The organism is Lactobacillus sp. M0390 (genome assembly GCF_016102085.1).
Lineage (GTDB): Bacteria > Bacillota > Bacilli > Lactobacillales > Lactobacillaceae > Lactobacillus > Lactobacillus apis.
Map to the genome: position 1 here is coordinate 258,778 of NZ_JACFPH010000001.1, position 14,774 is coordinate 273,551.

23 protein-coding genes, 1 other RNA gene and 1 pseudogene are annotated in these 14,774 nt (G+C 35.0%); 19 read left to right on the top strand and 6 right to left on the bottom strand.

Annotated elements, in window-relative coordinates:
* Positions 1-67: 67 nt before the first annotated feature.
* From H3R25_RS09150 to ssrA, 3 genes and pseudogenes are all read left to right on the top strand, one after another.
* Positions 68-292: pseudogene (locus H3R25_RS09150) on the top strand (hypothetical protein); the annotation flags it as partial.
* A gap of 108 nt (positions 293-400) precedes the next feature.
* On the top strand, positions 401-1,207 hold the full coding sequence (locus tag H3R25_RS01210; RefSeq protein ID WP_198188710.1) for a Cof-type HAD-IIB family hydrolase: 807 nt from the start codon (positions 401-403) through the stop codon (positions 1,205-1,207).
* A 76-nt stretch (positions 1,208-1,283) separates the two neighbouring features.
* Positions 1,284-1,651: a transfer-messenger RNA gene (gene ssrA, locus H3R25_RS01215) on the top strand.
* An 80-nt stretch (positions 1,652-1,731) separates the two neighbouring features.
* On the opposite strand, the gene H3R25_RS01220 is transcribed toward ssrA, so the two are convergent.
* The 4 genes from H3R25_RS01220 to H3R25_RS01235 form a co-directional block, all read right to left on the bottom strand.
* Positions 1,732-2,847, bottom strand: a complete 1,116-nt coding sequence (locus H3R25_RS01220; RefSeq protein ID WP_198193951.1) for a site-specific integrase — start codon at positions 2,845-2,847, stop codon at positions 1,732-1,734.
* Between the two features lie 111 nt (positions 2,848-2,958).
* The gene (locus H3R25_RS01225; RefSeq protein WP_198193953.1) at positions 2,959-3,585 is read right to left on the bottom strand and encodes a DUF3862 domain-containing protein; all 627 of its coding nucleotides are present in this window, start codon (positions 3,583-3,585) and stop codon (positions 2,959-2,961) included.
* Positions 3,586-3,648: 63 nt separating this feature from the next.
* The gene (locus H3R25_RS01230; RefSeq protein ID WP_198193954.1) at positions 3,649-4,056 is read right to left on the bottom strand and encodes an ImmA/IrrE family metallo-endopeptidase; all 408 of its coding nucleotides are present in this window, start codon (positions 4,054-4,056) and stop codon (positions 3,649-3,651) included.
* Positions 4,057-4,407 carry a helix-turn-helix domain-containing protein gene (locus tag H3R25_RS01235; RefSeq protein WP_198193956.1) on the bottom strand — a complete coding sequence of 117 codons (351 nt, stop codon included), beginning with the start codon at positions 4,405-4,407 and terminating at the stop codon, positions 4,057-4,059.
* A 274-nt stretch (positions 4,408-4,681) separates the two neighbouring features.
* Here H3R25_RS01235 and H3R25_RS01240 point away from each other — a divergent pair, with 274 nt between their 5' ends.
* The 3 genes from H3R25_RS01240 (at position 4,682) to H3R25_RS01250 (ending at position 5,517) form a co-directional block, all read left to right on the top strand.
* Positions 4,682-4,897, top strand: a complete 216-nt coding sequence (locus H3R25_RS01240; RefSeq protein WP_198193958.1) for an XRE family transcriptional regulator — start codon at positions 4,682-4,684, stop codon at positions 4,895-4,897.
* Positions 4,898-4,992: 95 nt separating this feature from the next.
* A complete protein-coding gene (locus H3R25_RS01245) occupies positions 4,993-5,280 on the top strand; it encodes an excisionase family DNA-binding protein (protein WP_232354522.1) in 288 nt (95 codons plus the stop codon).
* Between the two features lie 6 nt (positions 5,281-5,286).
* A complete protein-coding gene (locus H3R25_RS01250; RefSeq protein ID WP_198193960.1) occupies positions 5,287-5,517 on the top strand; it encodes a hypothetical protein in 231 nt (76 codons plus the stop codon).
* Here the strand turns inward: H3R25_RS01250 and H3R25_RS01255 are convergent.
* A complete protein-coding gene (locus tag H3R25_RS01255) occupies positions 5,495-5,875 on the bottom strand; it encodes a DUF2513 domain-containing protein (RefSeq protein WP_198193962.1) in 381 nt (126 codons plus the stop codon). The genes H3R25_RS01250 and H3R25_RS01255 overlap by 23 nt on opposite strands.
* A 70-nt stretch (positions 5,876-5,945) precedes the next feature.
* Here H3R25_RS01255 and H3R25_RS01260 point away from each other — a divergent pair, with 70 nt between their 5' ends.
* From H3R25_RS01260 to H3R25_RS01310, 11 genes are all read left to right on the top strand, one after another.
* On the top strand, positions 5,946-6,128 hold the full coding sequence (locus tag H3R25_RS01260; protein ID WP_198193964.1) for a hypothetical protein: 183 nt from the start codon (positions 5,946-5,948) through the stop codon (positions 6,126-6,128).
* Positions 6,129-6,189: 61 nt separating this feature from the next.
* Positions 6,190-6,480, top strand: coding sequence for a hypothetical protein (locus tag H3R25_RS01265; RefSeq protein ID WP_198193965.1), 291 nt, complete (start codon positions 6,190-6,192; stop codon positions 6,478-6,480).
* A complete protein-coding gene (locus H3R25_RS01270; protein WP_198193967.1) occupies positions 6,473-6,730 on the top strand; it encodes a hypothetical protein in 258 nt (85 codons plus the stop codon). The genes H3R25_RS01265 and H3R25_RS01270 overlap by 8 nt, the downstream gene beginning before the upstream one ends.
* Positions 6,723-7,451 (top strand): helix-turn-helix transcriptional regulator, encoded by a 729-nt coding sequence (locus H3R25_RS01275; protein WP_198193969.1) that lies wholly within the window; start codon positions 6,723-6,725, stop codon positions 7,449-7,451. Before H3R25_RS01270 ends, H3R25_RS01275 begins: the two co-directional genes overlap by 8 nt.
* A 2-nt stretch (positions 7,452-7,453) precedes the next feature.
* On the top strand, positions 7,454-8,839 hold the full coding sequence (locus H3R25_RS01280) for a DEAD/DEAH box helicase (protein WP_198193971.1): 1,386 nt from the start codon (positions 7,454-7,456) through the stop codon (positions 8,837-8,839).
* Positions 8,836-9,558 carry an AAA family ATPase gene (locus H3R25_RS01285; RefSeq protein WP_198193973.1) on the top strand — a complete coding sequence of 241 codons (723 nt, stop codon included), beginning with the start codon at positions 8,836-8,838 and terminating at the stop codon, positions 9,556-9,558. Before H3R25_RS01280 ends, H3R25_RS01285 begins: the two co-directional genes overlap by 4 nt.
* A complete protein-coding gene (locus tag H3R25_RS01290) occupies positions 9,558-10,127 on the top strand; it encodes a single-stranded DNA-binding protein (RefSeq protein WP_198193975.1) in 570 nt (189 codons plus the stop codon). Before H3R25_RS01285 ends, H3R25_RS01290 begins: the two co-directional genes overlap by 1 nt.
* Before the next feature lie 12 nt (positions 10,128-10,139).
* Positions 10,140-10,973 (top strand): DNA (cytosine-5-)-methyltransferase, encoded by an 834-nt coding sequence (gene dcm / locus H3R25_RS01295; protein WP_198193977.1) that lies wholly within the window; start codon positions 10,140-10,142, stop codon positions 10,971-10,973.
* On the top strand, positions 10,939-11,730 hold the full coding sequence (locus H3R25_RS01300) for a bifunctional DNA primase/polymerase (protein WP_198193978.1): 792 nt from the start codon (positions 10,939-10,941) through the stop codon (positions 11,728-11,730). The genes dcm and H3R25_RS01300 overlap by 35 nt, the downstream gene beginning before the upstream one ends.
* Complete coding sequence (locus tag H3R25_RS01305; RefSeq protein WP_198193980.1) at positions 11,727-13,019, top strand: VapE domain-containing protein; 1,293 nt, start codon at positions 11,727-11,729, stop codon at positions 13,017-13,019. The genes H3R25_RS01300 and H3R25_RS01305 overlap by 4 nt, the downstream gene beginning before the upstream one ends.
* Positions 13,020-13,348: 329 nt before the next feature.
* A complete protein-coding gene (locus H3R25_RS01310; protein WP_198193982.1) occupies positions 13,349-13,531 on the top strand; it encodes a hypothetical protein in 183 nt (60 codons plus the stop codon).
* On the opposite strand, the gene H3R25_RS01315 is transcribed toward H3R25_RS01310, so the two are convergent.
* Positions 13,518-14,297 carry a DUF4393 domain-containing protein gene (locus H3R25_RS01315; protein ID WP_198193984.1) on the bottom strand — a complete coding sequence of 260 codons (780 nt, stop codon included), beginning with the start codon at positions 14,295-14,297 and terminating at the stop codon, positions 13,518-13,520. The genes H3R25_RS01310 and H3R25_RS01315 overlap by 14 nt on opposite strands.
* Before the next feature lie 68 nt (positions 14,298-14,365).
* Here H3R25_RS01315 and H3R25_RS01320 point away from each other — a divergent pair, with 68 nt between their 5' ends.
* Both H3R25_RS01320 and H3R25_RS01325 read left to right on the top strand, forming a co-directional pair.
* Entirely contained in the window at positions 14,366-14,551 is a 186-nt protein-coding gene (locus H3R25_RS01320) for a helix-turn-helix transcriptional regulator (protein ID WP_198193985.1), read from the top strand.
* 25 nt (positions 14,552-14,576) lie between these two features.
* Positions 14,577-14,753 carry a hypothetical protein gene (locus H3R25_RS01325; protein WP_198193987.1) on the top strand — a complete coding sequence of 59 codons (177 nt, stop codon included), beginning with the start codon at positions 14,577-14,579 and terminating at the stop codon, positions 14,751-14,753.
* Positions 14,754-14,774 lie beyond the last annotated feature (21 nt).

Sequence of the window (14,774 nt, forward strand, 5' to 3'; positions counted from 1 at the left end):
CGACTTTTTTTGTTTATTTTTGATATTATAGTATTTGGAAATAATGCTGTAACATAGGGAAAAATATGTGTTATTGCCTAAAAGAAATGTGTCGTCATTAAACGATTTAGAAGAAAGAATAGCTTTTTTGACTGTTATAGCACTATTAGGCAATTCAATTTTACAAGTATCTCAGCCATAGAGAATTAATTATGACATTTTGACCAATATGAATAATTTATTGCACACACATGTCTTTCCCAGATTTCAAACTGAGGAACCCGAAAGGCTAGCCAAACCAGTTTGGTTATATGATTCGCATTATTAGATTGATTTTGACTATTAATATAATTCACAAAAGCATAGTCGGATTCAACGGTAAATAACTTAAAACTTGAACAAAATAGTAAAGGAAAAATAAATGATTAAATTAGTTGCGATTGATGTTGATGACACATTATTAAATAGTCAGGGAAGGTTACTTCAATCTACTATTGAAGTAATTAAAAAAGCAGTAGAGCGTGATATTAAGGTTGTGCTATGCTCTGGACGACCATTAGCTGGTGTGAAGCATTTTTTGAATGAGCTAGGAATAGTTCAGGATAATCAATATGTTGTTACTTTTAATGGTGCTGTTATTGAGACGGTGACAGGTAAGACTTTACAAAAATCTGGAATTGATCAAGCAACTTATGAAAAGATTGACCAATATTCGAAAGAACATGGCGTGGATTACAATATTGTTGATGAGAATAGTGCAATCATTACAAGTAATTTAAATGTTAATCGAATTACTGTTGTCCAGGCGTGGGAAAACAGTGCAGGTGTCTTAATCAGAAAACCTGATGAATTACCTGAAGATGATCAAGTAATTAAGGCTGTTTTTGGTGATGAAAAAGATAAGCTTGATCAAGTTGAAGCTGATGTTGTAAAAACATTTGGAAAAGAAAATTACGTGGTACGCGCAGCAGCTAACTTTTTAGAAATAATGCATCCAGATGTTAACAAGGGAGTAGCACTAGAATTTTTGAAAAAAGAACTAGGATTAGAAACTGCTGAAGTAATGGCTATCGGGGATGAACGCAATGATATTCCAATGTTTAAAGTGGCTGGAACTTCAGTAGTAATGGAAAACGGTTCTGCTGCAGCAAAAGAACATGCAGATTATGTAACTGCTTCAAATGATGAAGATGGGATTGAACAGGCATTTAATAAATTTGTTTTGTAAAAGTTTTATGTGGTAACGCGAAAGCTATTGGATAGTAAGTTAGTGTAAATTATGCTATACTATTTCTATCCTATTTGGGGATGTTTTGGGATTCGACAGGCGTAGATTCGCATTGACTGCGATCCGTAGGTCACGTCTGCGTTAACAACGTCAACAGTTTTATAACTGCAAATAAAGAAAATTCTTACGCATTAGCTGCTTAATTTAAGCGCATGTGTTGCTTTTTATCGGATTACTCACGTCTGGTAGAAAGTATCAACTTAGTGAGTTACGTTTAACTACCTCATCTGAATAGTTAAAAAGAGTCATTTCAGGTTAGCTAGTCCATTCTAGCCCTGTTATATGGCGTTTTGGATTAGTGAAATTCAAGTAATATAACTATGATTGTAGATGTCAGTGACGGAATGCGTTTGGACAGGGGTTCAATTCCCCTCATCTCCATAAATAAAAAGAAAAAGACTGATAAATCAACGCTTATCAGTCTTTTTTGATACAAAAGTTCGAAAAAAGTTCGAAAAAAATAATTAAAGATTTAAACTGTCCATAAATTCTCGTACTCTTTCGCGGCCAGATTCTGTAGAGTGAGTGTAGTGTTTGGTCATAAACTCATCTGAGTGGCCCATTACTGCTTGAACATCTTTGATGCTTTGGCTCTTATTGAGAGTAGCGTAGGTATGGCGAAAACCATAGACAGTAATTGGCCTTAAACTTGGATTTTGTTTGTAAATATTTTTTAGCCAACGGTCAGGCTTTGAAATTGCAACATACTTGTTGCCAGATCCGTGAAAAACAATAGGGCAGATTAGCTTGTCTTTTTTATGATATTCATGTAATACTTCAATCATGTGGCTTGTTAAGACGGCGGTTCGTTTAGAATCAGCACTTTTTGGGGACTGAACTATTTGCGTATTATTCATACCGATAGATAGAGTTTTAGTTACACTAACAGTTCGTTTGTTGAAGTCAATGTCTGACCAGAGAAGTGCTAAGGCTTCTGATTTTCTAAGTCCTGTAGTAGCTAGTAGCAGAAAATAGGTGTAATACTTGAAATTATATTTTTGAGCAGCAGCTAAAAATTCTTTTAATTCCTCTAAAGTATAAAAATTGGTTTTAATGTCTCTTCTTTTTCGTGTTGTTTTTTTAGGAATGATAATCATGTTAACTGGATTATCTTCACGTCTGCAATAACGCATCGCGGCTGCGTATTTATAAATCTGGTCAAAACGATTTATTATTTCTCGAAACTTAACAAGTTCTTCGGCCTTTTTATTGGCGAAAGCCTGAAATTTTTCACTACTAATTTGATCGATGTAGTCGCTCCCAAACCATGGCTTAATGTGAACTCGATAATTGATTTGAGTTTTGTTTGCAGTGGATTCCTTAACCTCATTTTTGTAAATAGGGAACCAAATTTTGTAAACGTCATCTACTGTCTTTTGCTTAGGTTTTGAATAGTGTCTGGTTCCCTCAAGCCGCACCTTATCATAAGCATCCTTGGCATCATTGTAGTTATCGTAGGTACCATTAGCAAAAACCCGTTCACCTGTTACCGGATCAAGTCCAATGTAAGTATTGTACTTGTATCGCTTAGCACCACTCTTAAGTGTTATCTCTTTGATATTTTTGTCTCGTTTTGGCATAAGTACCAACCTTTCTCTGTTATAATGAAAGGGAATGACTATTTAGTTATTCGCATTTTTAAGTCTTTAAGAACTGAGTTTGCCGACCTGCTTCTTAAAGGCTTTTTTATTTTATTTTAAATCTGTCTGTGCTTTGGAAGTCAACTTGTTGTTATCAAACACGAAGGTAGCAGTTGCGCCGTCTTTGCCTTTGATACCAGTCATATAAATAGCAGTAACGTTAGTCTGTCCCATGGTAACACTCTCGTTTAATCCATCGGGTTCGCCGAATGATTTAACGAGTGCATCATATGTACTGTCATCTTTAACTTTGTTAAATGCTTTAAGGTCCAACTTCTTACTAGTTCTATTCCATTTAAATCCTGAAATAGTCTTAGTAATAGCTTTCTTGTGTGCAAATTGCACTAAGATATCTGTACCTGATTTAGTCCAATTATATGATTTGACCTTAAAACCACTTACTTTGGCTGTACTAGTTGAATTAGGTTGACCCAAAAGGGCAGTAACTTCATCAACTGATGCGCCACCGTTTCCTTGTTGCGCAACATCACCAACTTTAATCTTGTCATACTTTTCTCTAAAAGCAGTTTTTTGCTCCGTTTTTCTCTTTTTCTGCTGAGTAGTCTTTGTTCCAGTGCTGCTTGACTTGCTTTCTGATGAATTAGAAGAGCAACCAACCATAGATGCAGCTAATAGTCCCACCCCAACTACTGACAATGCTTTTTTAAACTTATTCATAAAATCTCCCTTCAAAAATAACCGTAGGTTTAACGTCACTGGCGTTATGGACAAATTATATTTTTAAAAATAAAGATTGTTTTTCTTTTTGTATAACTCTGTTGCATCATTAAGCATCCTAATAGGGATGCCGTACTCATAAATAAACTGAATTGGTTCTTCAAATGTATCAAACTGATCTGAAGCATAATCGTAGATTAAATTTAACGAATATAAATCTGCGAATCGTTCTTCAGAGTTAATAGGCTTTCCACAGTAGAATGCTGCGTTAGAATCTCCGTTCATAATATGGCCTATTTCGTGTCCAATTATGAAAGGTAATTCTTGTTTATTTCTACAATTTTGATTTATTACAATTAGTTTCTTTTCGGGCAGTGCAACAGATTGGTAATCTATATTTTTCCATATTAATGCACAACTAACTCCGTTATCAAAAGCAAATTGAAGGAGATAGGTGATTAAATCATCCATTTATTTATCTTTTCCCTTTCTAATATCACTGTCCATTAAATTGCGAATAACGTCCAAATATTCCTTAGGCACTGGCTTTCCACGATATGAATAAATAGTTTCATCATCTGCAATATCAACAAAAGGATGTTCACTGTCTTTATGTACAGGGGACGAATCATCAGTATTACCCAATAAGTAATCTGTTGAAGTATGCAGTACTTTTGCAACATTTTGTAGATTATCAATACTAGGGGTTTTAGTTTTCCAATGATAAATAGTTCTAGTACCTAAACCAGCTTTATCATTTACTTCAATTAATGATAAACCCTGCTTGCGAGATAATTCTTTTATACGGTCAAAGGCTGTCATATCAAGCTCCTAATGAATATGACAAAAATATTTTCGCATTTTTCGCATTTTTGTATTGGTTAATTCGCAATAATGCGTAATAATATATTTGCCAACAAAATTATTTACACTTTTAAGTAAACAAAAAAAGTATTGAAATGTATGGGGGATACTGTTCAATTGCTTTATTTACTATGCTTACATATTCGCATTTATACGAAAAAATGTCAATGCGAATTCGTAAATTTGATGACAAAATTATTGACACTTTTATTTAAGGAAAGGAAGTGAGCTAATGCCAGCCGAAGAAATTTTAGCAAATACTAAACGCAAAATTTTTGCTGATATCAAATATGAAATGGATAAAAGAGGGTATACAACGACAAGTCTAGCTGAGTTGTTAAATATAAATCGTCCAACTGTTAGTTCTGCAATTCATGGAGGAACAACACCCAGGGATGTAGAAATTAGGAAGAGAATTTATCAAATTTTTGAGATGAGAATTAACTAAGGCTAGGGTCTATTGAAAATCAATAGCAAAATTGACGTTATAAATTCTGAATATAAGTTGGTAATTGAGATTGAATTAGGTAAAAAGGAGAAGAAATGAGCATAACGAATCAAGAAATTCCCTCTCAAGCAGTTGAAATGTTTACTAAGGGATTGACTGCAGTGTATCAAGATGCAAAAGCAAAAGCACCAAAACTTAAAAATCCAAAATATGGGTATTTTAACAAAACAAATGCAGCCATTTATTTAGGAGTTTCTAATCCAACTTTTGCAAAATGGATAGCAAAATACAACATTCCTTACACAAGTGTTGATGGGGTTAGACGATTTGATAAGTGTGATTTAGATGAATTTATGAAAAAGCATAAAAAGTGGGCGAGGTGAAATAAATTGGAAATAGGAAGAAAAGAAGTTAATTATATTTATTTTTTCTTTGATCAATTCGGAGAAAGAGTACCGCTAATTGCAGGAGCTGATTTAGGAAATAACCTTGATAGCGAAATACATCCAAATTCGATACTAAAAAAAATGATCTTGGAGCAACTGCCCAAAGATCAGACTTCAAAGAGTATCTATTTATGGATAGATGGAACTGAGTTTAAGATAGGCCAAGTTTCTTAGCAACAATACTTTTGGCCAAAAAAGCTATTGTTTCAAATGACACTTTTAAACCAAGTTCTTTAATTTTATTCTTCGCTTCATTCCAGACGTTTTGAGTTCTAACTGAATTAAGATACTCATTTCCTTGCCAAGTTAGATTACCTGGCTCAGTTATCTTATATGAATTGCCTATTAATTGAGGGGACTTTGTAATAAGTCCGCCTTCGTACATTCTAGCTAATGTAAATGTTAATTCGTCATATGAACATTCTTTTTTGGTAGCGAAATCTATTAGTTCTTGAGCTGTTGGACCACTAGTGTGTTCACTCTGGGCATATTCAATAAGTATATCTCTCACAAGGTCATAATTTAATTCCATGTTTTCACTTCCTTTTATTAAATTATCTCACTGATGGGAACGTGAAGGCAAAGATAGAAAGAAGAAAATAATGTTACATATTCAAAAATTCAAAGAAAGGATATTACAACAATGGCAGCACATATTATATGCAGGTTTCGGCACCTATCCGAAAAACAGAAAGTTATTAATCGCATCATTGCTTATAGTAATTGCTGGACTGGTATTAACGATTATCGTTTTAAGCCTGCCAGAACGATTACCAGGAATATAAAAAAAGCCCGACGGCAATCGGACTTAAATTATAAATGAAATCTAAGGAGATTATAGCACAAATGAAGTGTATAGGTACAGAAGCAGATGGTGGACTAGCCACATATGGTGAAAATGGTGATGACTATAGCAGCGCAAGGGACTTTGTTGTTGGTCAAGCATGGAAAATGAATAACTTGAAAAAATATACAGAGCGCTTGGGATATTACCTCGGACAGCCACTTGGACATCAAACATTTGAAGATATGTTAAATGATTTTGCAGACTGGTGGCATGATCCAGATGGCGAAGAATGGTACGACCTAGCTGCAAATTACTTTGACGGTCACGAAAGAGGTGTGAAAAATGAATGACTTTATCGAATGGCAGAGTGAGGTTTTAAAAGGAATCGACTTATGGACAACGAATCTTAAAAATGAAGCCTTAAAGCAGAAAACTTACAAAGGTGCAATCAATTACCTTAATAAAAGTCGTCCTGATTTACCACGCTCATATCAAGGTACAGCTTCTGAACAATTTCAATCAGTGATTAGATCAATGTTTGATGAAGCTAAAAAGATGGTTTATGACGAAGCACAAAGTCAGGAGATTAATCATGAATAGAATTAAAGAATTACGGGAATCTAGAAACGTGAGCCAAGAAGAGCTCGCTACCGTACTAGACACTACTCAACAATCTATAAGTTTGTATGAAAGTGTAAAGCGTGAGCCAAAGCTAGAAGCATGGCAACAATTGGCAGATTACTTCGATGTCTCAGTTCCATACCTACAGGGCTTTAATGAACATAAGCCAAATAGGCTAAAAGAACTAAGAAATAAAAAGGGGATGTCGCAAAGTCAATTTGTACAAGCATTTAATGAATTGTTAATTAGTAAAAAAATGAAACCTATAACAATCCCGACATATTCAAGATGGGAAAATTCATTAAATAGTCCTACCGAAAAGGTGTGGCAGCAATTAGCAGACTTCTTTGAAGTATCTGTTTCATATATCAAAGGTGAAATTGATACAGAGCAGTTAGAAAAACTAATCGAATTAACAATATTTTTCTGTTTTCCAAAAGCAACTTTAAATAATGGAAAAGAAGAACTTGACGAAGAATTTAAACCATTTATAATCATTGGAATTTTGAGCCGAATGCTAAGCTTGCTTGGCTATGATTCGAAAAATAAGTTTCAAAAAGTTTATCAAAAAGCAATACACATGGTTGATGACCAAATAACTTTTGGATTTTTGAATAATTTTAAATGTGTTGTGGATGAAACCATTCCTGATGCTGAAGGAATCACTAATAACTTGCTGCAAGCCTACGAAAAATTATAAATATGTACGAATTAAGATCATATCAAAGCGATTTAATTCAGCGCATAACTAAATCAATGCAGAATGGTCATCATCATATTATTGTCCAGTCACCACCTAGAACAGGTAAGACAGTGGTAATGGCAGAAATTGCCAGGAGAACAACCGATAAAAACAATCAAGTGATGTTTATCATTCATCGTAAAGAAGTATTGGACCAAGCTAAGGCTACTTTCAAAACTCAAGGTGTCAATCCTAACTTAGCAACAATGGGACTAGTACAGACACTTTGCAGACGAGTTGATGAATTACCTGAGCCACAATTAATTCTGATTGATGAAGGCCACCACGCACTTGCAAAAAGCTATCAAAAAATACTAGAGAAGTTTAAAAATGCCTATGTGCTGATTTTTACAGCTACTCCTAGACGTACTGGGCAAAAGCAACTTGACCAAATAGCAGACGATATTATTGTCGGAAAATCAATTAAGGAATTAACCAATGAAGGCTTTTTAGCACCATTCAGATATTTCCAACCGCCAAACGATTTTAATAGTAAATTACTGAAACGCAGTTCGACTGGTGATTATACCAACAAATCAATGGATGAAGCTATGAGCAATAAGATCTTTGGTCATGTCGTAAAGCAATATCAACGCATTGCCGATGGGATGCAAGCAGTTGTTTACACGTATTCAATCGAGTCTGCGAAAAGAGTGGCTCAAGAATTTAATGATGCAGGAATTTCAGCAAAAGAAGTTGACGGTAAAACACCGGCAGTCGAAAGGGACGCAATTGTTAGTGATTTTAAAAATCAAAAGCTAAAAATACTGGTTAACGTCAATTTATTTACAGAAGGTGTGGATTTACCCAATGTTGACTGCGTAATTATGGCTAGACCTACTATGTCACTAGCATTGTATTTACAGTTTTCAATGAGATGTCTTAATCCAAGACCAGGCAAGACTGCAATAATTATTGATCACGCTAATAACGTTCAGAAATTTGGCTATCCCGATGATGATCGAGACTGGAAACAAGCTGTAGTCAGCGGTACGAAGTCAGTTGAAAAAATAAATACTGAACCAGGCATGGCAATTATTACCTGCGATTACTGTTTTGCAGTTGTCAAAGCAGGCGAAGTTAAAGATGGCAAGTGTCCATTGTGTGGTAAGCCAATTAAAGTTCATGAAGCAAAACAGGTTAAAGATGTTGATTTAGTTGAAGCGAAAAATCGTAAGAAATTAATAGCAGAAATAGTACAAAGCGACCTAATGAAAAAAGTCGCAAACATGAAAGTTAATGAGTTAACTTCACCAGCTGAGCTAAATGCTTACGCAAAGTTGCATGGCTATAAGCAAGGGTGGGTTTACTTCCAACTTAAACAGAGAGGAATGATTAGAAAATGATAGATTTACCAAAACCTAAAAAATTAGAACCAAAGGCGCAGCCGCATAACTTTTTCATCTGGGGCGCTCCCATGAGTGGTAAGAGCTACTTTGCCAGTTTTTTCCCAAATCCAATTGTACTAAACACTGATGGCAACAGTGAACAAGTAACCGCACCTGGATTTCAAATTAGAAATTTAAGAGACAAGAACGGCAATCCTACGCAACTAGTAACTAAACAAATGGATGATATTATTCTTGCTTTGCAAAATCAGGCTCAAGGCGAAGATGTTTTTAAAACGGTAGTTGTTGACGTAATTGATGACATTATCGTCATGCTAGAGCAGGCAATCTGCTGGGATAACAATGTTAAGTCATTAAGTGATATTCCATACGGTAAAGGATACGCATTATTCAACACCGCATTGCAACAGTTAGTAATGGATTTAAAAGCATTGCCAATGAACATAATCTACATTAGTCGAGAAAATTCAATTACAGATGACAGCACTGGTGCCACTTCTTATCATCCTTCACTTAAGACTAAATATTTTAATGTGGTAAATGGCAATTGTGATGTTGAAATTAGAACTAAAAAAGTTGGTGACGGTGTTAATGCTTCGTATTTCAGAGAAGTTAAAAGTTTAAGAACACAATACAATCCTAAAAATATTACTGACAAACGAATTTTAAAGCTATTGGAAACATGTAACGGAATTTTTATCAAGGAGACTAAATAATGAGCTTATTAGATGCAATGAACGATTTGAAGAAAAATGGATTCGACCCAAAGGAAGGTAAAGAATACAATCCCTACGAGCGAATCCCTGATGGAACATACCTAATGTCGTTTGACAACGTAAATCATAATGCTAAAGGTGACCGTGATTTCTTAATGTTGGCTTTCACAGTAGTTCAAGGGAAGCAGGAAGGTAAGCAAGAATCAATTTTTCCATCGCTAGCACAGACAAAATCAAATGGAGAACCAATGCATTCATTTGTACTTGCAAGAAATATTTCAATGATTCAAGTCATTGGCGAAATGTTAAACAATCCAATCCCAGATTCATGTTTTAACTTTGAAAATGAATCTGAGGCATACGAGGCTTTAGTTGAAGCTTTCAAACCTGCAGAAGGTCGAGTTTTAGAAATGACAATTGAAACTACGCCAAATAAAAAGAATCCACAATTTCCTTTTAGAAATTACGAATTCAAAAAGCATGAACAACCTAAGATTGCAAAAGCTGAAGATCCATTTGCAGGTTCAGGTGACACAGTAGAAATTAACGACAGTGACTTACCATTTTAGGAGATAAAGGTAATGAAAGCTTTAGAACTTTTTGCAGGAATAGGCGGTATTGCATTAGCAGAGCAGATGGCGGGGATAGAAGTTGTTGCTCTATCTGAAATAGAGGAATACCCAGTCAAAATATTGGAAAAGAACTTTCCGAATGTACCTATTTTGAAAGATGTAAGAAAAATCAACAAAGAAACACTAAGAAAGGAGGGCATAGATGCAGACACAATTAACATTGTTTCAGGAGGGTTCCCCTGCCAACCATTTAGCACAGCCGGGCACAGACGAGGCAAGGAAGATGACCGTGACCTCTGGCCTGAAATGTTTAGAATTATCCAAGAAATCAGGCCAGATTGGGTTATTGGAGAAAATGTTGCTAACTTCGCAAACATGGAACTCGACCGAACGTTATCTAACTTGGAGAGCGAAGGTTACGAAACAAGAACCTTTGTACTTCCAGTTACAGCCGTCGGTGCCCCACATCAAAGATTGCGAACATTCGTTGTGGCCAACGCCAATGGCAGGAGACGGTCAAGCGTGGAAAAAAGTGAATCAGTCAGATGTAATAGGCAGTATCCAGAGGTCTTTGATGCCCAAGAGTGGCAAACGGAATGGACAGACCAGGTACACGTATTATCTGCAGGTGCAAGGAAACTCAGCCAATCAAGCAGCCGACTTCGGCGAAATGATGATGGGCTTTCCCAAGGGATGGACAGACTTAAATGCGTAGGTAATGCAGTAATGCCGGAACAGATATTACCTATTTTTAAAGCAATAGTTGAGATTGAAAAAGGAACAAGAATAGAAATTAATAGGTTAAATCATGGCATTAGAAAATCTAGTCAATTATGCAGTTAACTACGCATCGCATGGATTTTCTGTAATTCCAATTGGAGCTACTAAACGACCGCTGATTAAATTTGCCGGTAAACCACCACTTTCTGTTGATGAAATTAAACAGGTGTGGCAACGATATCCGTTAGCAAACATTGCACTTAAAACTGACAAGTTTTTCGTAATTGATGTTGACCGTCATGGAGATGTTGATGGGATGGACTCAATTAATGAGTTAAATCATCCTGAATGGTTTAAGGGTACCTTAACCGAGAAAACTGCACACAACGGTTATCACTTTTTCTTCCAAAAGCCTAACAATGAAACGATTGCTCAAAACATTGGTTTCTTGCCTGGTGTTGATTTAAAAGCCCACGATAACAATTATGTAGTAGTAGCGCCTAGCCAGATAAACGGTAAGCACTATAAATGGCTTAATCATGAAATTATTCGTCCAGCCCCGCAAGGGCTGCTTGACCTAATTAAAGAAAAAGCTAAACCGGAAAAACGGACAATCCTCAGTTATAAAACATCTGCTAAGACACAAACTACTGAATTATTCGAAAAAATTGCTAATGGTTTAGGTAATGATGGTCAAAGAAATAAATCGTTAGCTAGCTTTGTCGGTGGTCTGTTATATCGTAGCGTTGATCCAGATGTGGCAGCTAAATTAGCAATAATTGCAAATACCAATACAGCAGATAGCTTACCGCTGAATGAAGTGGAGCGAACCGTTAATTCAATGATTGAAAAAGAAATGCAGAGAAGGGGGATTGAATGAGTGACGTTATTAATATTGACGAGAAAAACGCTGAGAAATTGCGTAAATCAAATATTACTCTTGATCGTCAAAATAATGGCTCGGTTAAAACCACAAGCGTTAAAAACGTAGTAATGATTTTATTACGTGACCCCAAGCTTAAGAATCTGTTTCGGTTAAATGAATTTACGCAAGAAATCGATGTTGTAAAAGAAATTAACTTAGAAATAAAAAATATCGGCACTGTCTTAATTAGCAAAGGTCAATATACCGACCAAGTTACTAACTCAATTGAACTCTATATTGAGTCTCAAGCGAGCTATGACCACGCTAATTTTAAGAATGTAATCATTGAGCAAGCAGTTGATAATGTGGCTTACATGAACTCCTACAATCCAGTGATTGACTATATGAATGACGCATATGAACATTGGGATAAGAAGAGAAGATTGGATAATTTTTTTCCGGAATATCTTGGTGCACCAAAGAATGCTACTACAACTTTAATTACTCGTACGTGGTTTATGGGTGCAGTTGCAAAAGTGTATAATCCCGAAACTAAATTTGATTATGTTTTGGATTTAGTGGGTGGTCAAGGCGTTGGTAAGACATCATGCTTAAAAAATATTGCTCCATTGGGACTTTATACAGACCAATTCAATACCTTCACTAAAAAAGATGATTTTGATGTGATGCGTAATGCGTTGATTGTAAACGATGATGAAATGATGGCCAGTAATGATGCTAGTTTTGAAGAAACAAAGAAATTCATCACGATGCAAGATTTTGAATACAGAAAGCCATACGGACACAAGCCTATTCACTTCAAGAAAAAATTCGTAATTGCACGAACAACTAACGAAGTGCGGCACTTAAAAGACCGTTCAGGTGATAGACGTTTTTTATCAATCTATGCTCACCCTGAAAATCAAACAAAAAATCCTGTGACCGACTTAACTGAAGATGTGGTGCAGCAGCTGTGGGGCGAAGTAGTGTGGTTATTCAAAAATGCGAAAGATCCGTTTAGATTTACACCTAAGCAAGAAGAATTACTGAAAGAAAATCGTGAAGAATTCCGATACACATCAGGACTTGAAGATAACTTGATGGACGTTTTGGAAAATAAATTTAAAGATCAAGATTTTATTTCTAATCGCGATTTATCTTTTGCGCTATTCCAAGACTACAATGCACTATCGAAAAACAGTAAGCAGACACGCGATATTAGGTATTACATGGAGCACTTAGGGTTTAACACGAGTGGACGAAAGAAAATAGATGGAAAAGTAGTAAGAGGATTTCAAAAGTGAACAGATGGTGACAGTAGGTGAACGGTTACTGTTCACCGCATAAAAGCATATGAGAGTAAGGCTCATGTATATAGGTGAACACTAGAACACTATATTCTAATAAAACTTTTTATTTATATTTTATAAGTACCCTATAGAACGTTTTAAAGTTTTTTTCAATTTTACTGTTCACCGCTCAAAAAAACACCGTGTTTTGTTGCGGGAGTAAGGATTGACTGGTGAACAGTTACTGTCACCGAAGTGTCACCTGAAAGGTAAGTTTTAGATGGTTGTTTTAGAAGGAATTTTAGGTCAAAATCCTAATGTGATGGGAAATCGGAGTGATAAAGATGAAATTTAAAGATGGAGAGGTAGCGAAAATGGAAAATAAAAAAACGCCACAATCCGACAAGATTGGTACGTTTAAAATGGATAAACAAGGAGAATTAGTTTGGGAAGATTCTACTTATGGACATACAATTTTTTCAGCTGAACAGGTCGAAGCAATCAAATTTTTAATTAATTCTGTATAACGATTTGAGTTAGTTTTTTACCAAAAGTTGTGAATTCTATAAATCCCTTTTTAATAGCGGGTTTAAAGCCTATAGCTGATAAAGCACCTGAATTACTCCAACTTAAAAATTCAGGTGATTTTTCAACAGAATCATAAAATGACTTATTTGTATCATTAGCTAAATATTGTTCATCGCTTTGATTAATGATTCCTAGCGATACAAGATTATTTAAACTTAGTTCATTTTGGAACCAAGAAGCTGTTGATCTATCTGGAGCAATAAAATGATTTCCATATTCAGAGCCACTACCATTATTCAGTTGGGCAATAAATATAACAGTAGGTATAGGAAGAAGATCAAAATTATTAGTCGAAATTTGCATAAGAAACTTAGCATCTTCTGGACTGAATTGAGATAAAACATTTGAAAATCTAGGTGATAATCCTTGATTATTCCTTTTGTCTATAGAAGCAGCAATAAGTTTAGCGAACATTTCTCTTAAGTTATCATCATTTATTTGATATTTAGAGTCCTCTATAGTTTTCATAGCTAAGTTTATTTTAGAAGAATCCCTATTTTCTTCAGGAATTTTATTTACATTATCAATAATTGATTGCTTAAATTTTCTTATATGTGCATTAGCCCATGTTGTTGCTATGTTTACTGGCGATAATATTAATTCTGAAACATCTCCTAAGGTGTCACCAATATTTTTCGCAGTAGGGTTCAATAATAGTTTTTTAGTATTTTGAGGTAAAACAGCACGTGGATTTTTTTTATCCATAAAAAGTCTCCTTTTAAAAAATCAAGCAAGCACTAAATATATGTACTATTATACACGAAAGGTACAAGATGTTGTGGAATAAGATACAAATTATTTTGAATAAAAAGCATTGGTCTTTAGCAAAATTAACCAGGGAATCTAATGTAAATTATGAAACATTAAAAAAATATAAATTTGCTGGGCAGGAACCTAGCTTTAGTAAAGTATGTAAAATTGCTGATGCATTAAGTATTAGTTTAGATGAATTGAGGTAACCATTAGCCTGAAAGGAGCTAGTAAATGACAACGATAAAAATGAATGATGGCAGAACTCAATATGATGTTAAGGAAGATTACTACAAAGTAAGAGATGATTTACAGATGCTAACTCAATCTTTTATTGAATTAACAGATACTCAATTGGGTAAAGTTCTACTAAATGTAAACAATATTTTATCTGTAAAGAATGCAGATTAAATACGGTGGTAAATATGGGTG

Coding starts and splice junctions, on each gene's coding strand:
- H3R25_RS01315 (WP_198193984.1), bottom strand. CDS start 14,297: ATGGATAAAAAAAATCCACGTGCTGTTTTACCTCAAAATACTAAAAAA.
- H3R25_RS01235 (WP_198193956.1), bottom strand. CDS start 4,407: ATGACAGCCTTTGACCGTATAAAAGAATTATCTCGCAAGCAGGGTTTA.
- H3R25_RS01210 (WP_198188710.1), top strand. CDS start 401: ATGATTAAATTAGTTGCGATTGATGTTGATGACACATTATTAAATAGT.
- H3R25_RS01260 (WP_198193964.1), top strand. CDS start 5,946: ATGTTACATATTCAAAAATTCAAAGAAAGGATATTACAACAATGGCAG.
- H3R25_RS01280 (WP_198193971.1), top strand. CDS start 7,454: ATGTACGAATTAAGATCATATCAAAGCGATTTAATTCAGCGCATAACT.
- H3R25_RS01265 (WP_198193965.1), top strand. CDS start 6,190: ATGAAGTGTATAGGTACAGAAGCAGATGGTGGACTAGCCACATATGGT.
- H3R25_RS01320 (WP_198193985.1), top strand. CDS start 14,366: ATGTTGTGGAATAAGATACAAATTATTTTGAATAAAAAGCATTGGTCT.
- H3R25_RS01325 (WP_198193987.1), top strand. CDS start 14,577: ATGACAACGATAAAAATGAATGATGGCAGAACTCAATATGATGTTAAG.
- H3R25_RS01220 (WP_198193951.1), bottom strand. CDS start 2,847: ATGCCAAAACGAGACAAAAATATCAAAGAGATAACACTTAAGAGTGGT.
- H3R25_RS01255 (WP_198193962.1), bottom strand. CDS start 5,875: ATGGAATTAAATTATGACCTTGTGAGAGATATACTTATTGAATATGCC.
- H3R25_RS01310 (WP_198193982.1), top strand. CDS start 13,349: ATGAAATTTAAAGATGGAGAGGTAGCGAAAATGGAAAATAAAAAAACG.
- H3R25_RS01225 (WP_198193953.1), bottom strand. CDS start 3,585: ATGAATAAGTTTAAAAAAGCATTGTCAGTAGTTGGGGTGGGACTATTA.
- H3R25_RS01305 (WP_198193980.1), top strand. CDS start 11,727: ATGAGTGACGTTATTAATATTGACGAGAAAAACGCTGAGAAATTGCGT.
- dcm (WP_198193977.1), top strand. CDS start 10,140: ATGAAAGCTTTAGAACTTTTTGCAGGAATAGGCGGTATTGCATTAGCA.
- H3R25_RS01290 (WP_198193975.1), top strand. CDS start 9,558: ATGAGCTTATTAGATGCAATGAACGATTTGAAGAAAAATGGATTCGAC.
- H3R25_RS01230 (WP_198193954.1), bottom strand. CDS start 4,056: ATGGATGATTTAATCACCTATCTCCTTCAATTTGCTTTTGATAACGGA.
- H3R25_RS01300 (WP_198193978.1), top strand. CDS start 10,939: ATGGCATTAGAAAATCTAGTCAATTATGCAGTTAACTACGCATCGCAT.
- H3R25_RS01285 (WP_198193973.1), top strand. CDS start 8,836: ATGATAGATTTACCAAAACCTAAAAAATTAGAACCAAAGGCGCAGCCG.
- H3R25_RS01240 (WP_198193958.1), top strand. CDS start 4,682: ATGCCAGCCGAAGAAATTTTAGCAAATACTAAACGCAAAATTTTTGCT.
- H3R25_RS01245 (WP_232354522.1), top strand. CDS start 4,993: ATGAGCATAACGAATCAAGAAATTCCCTCTCAAGCAGTTGAAATGTTT.
- H3R25_RS01270 (WP_198193967.1), top strand. CDS start 6,473: ATGAATGACTTTATCGAATGGCAGAGTGAGGTTTTAAAAGGAATCGAC.
- H3R25_RS01275 (WP_198193969.1), top strand. CDS start 6,723: ATGAATAGAATTAAAGAATTACGGGAATCTAGAAACGTGAGCCAAGAA.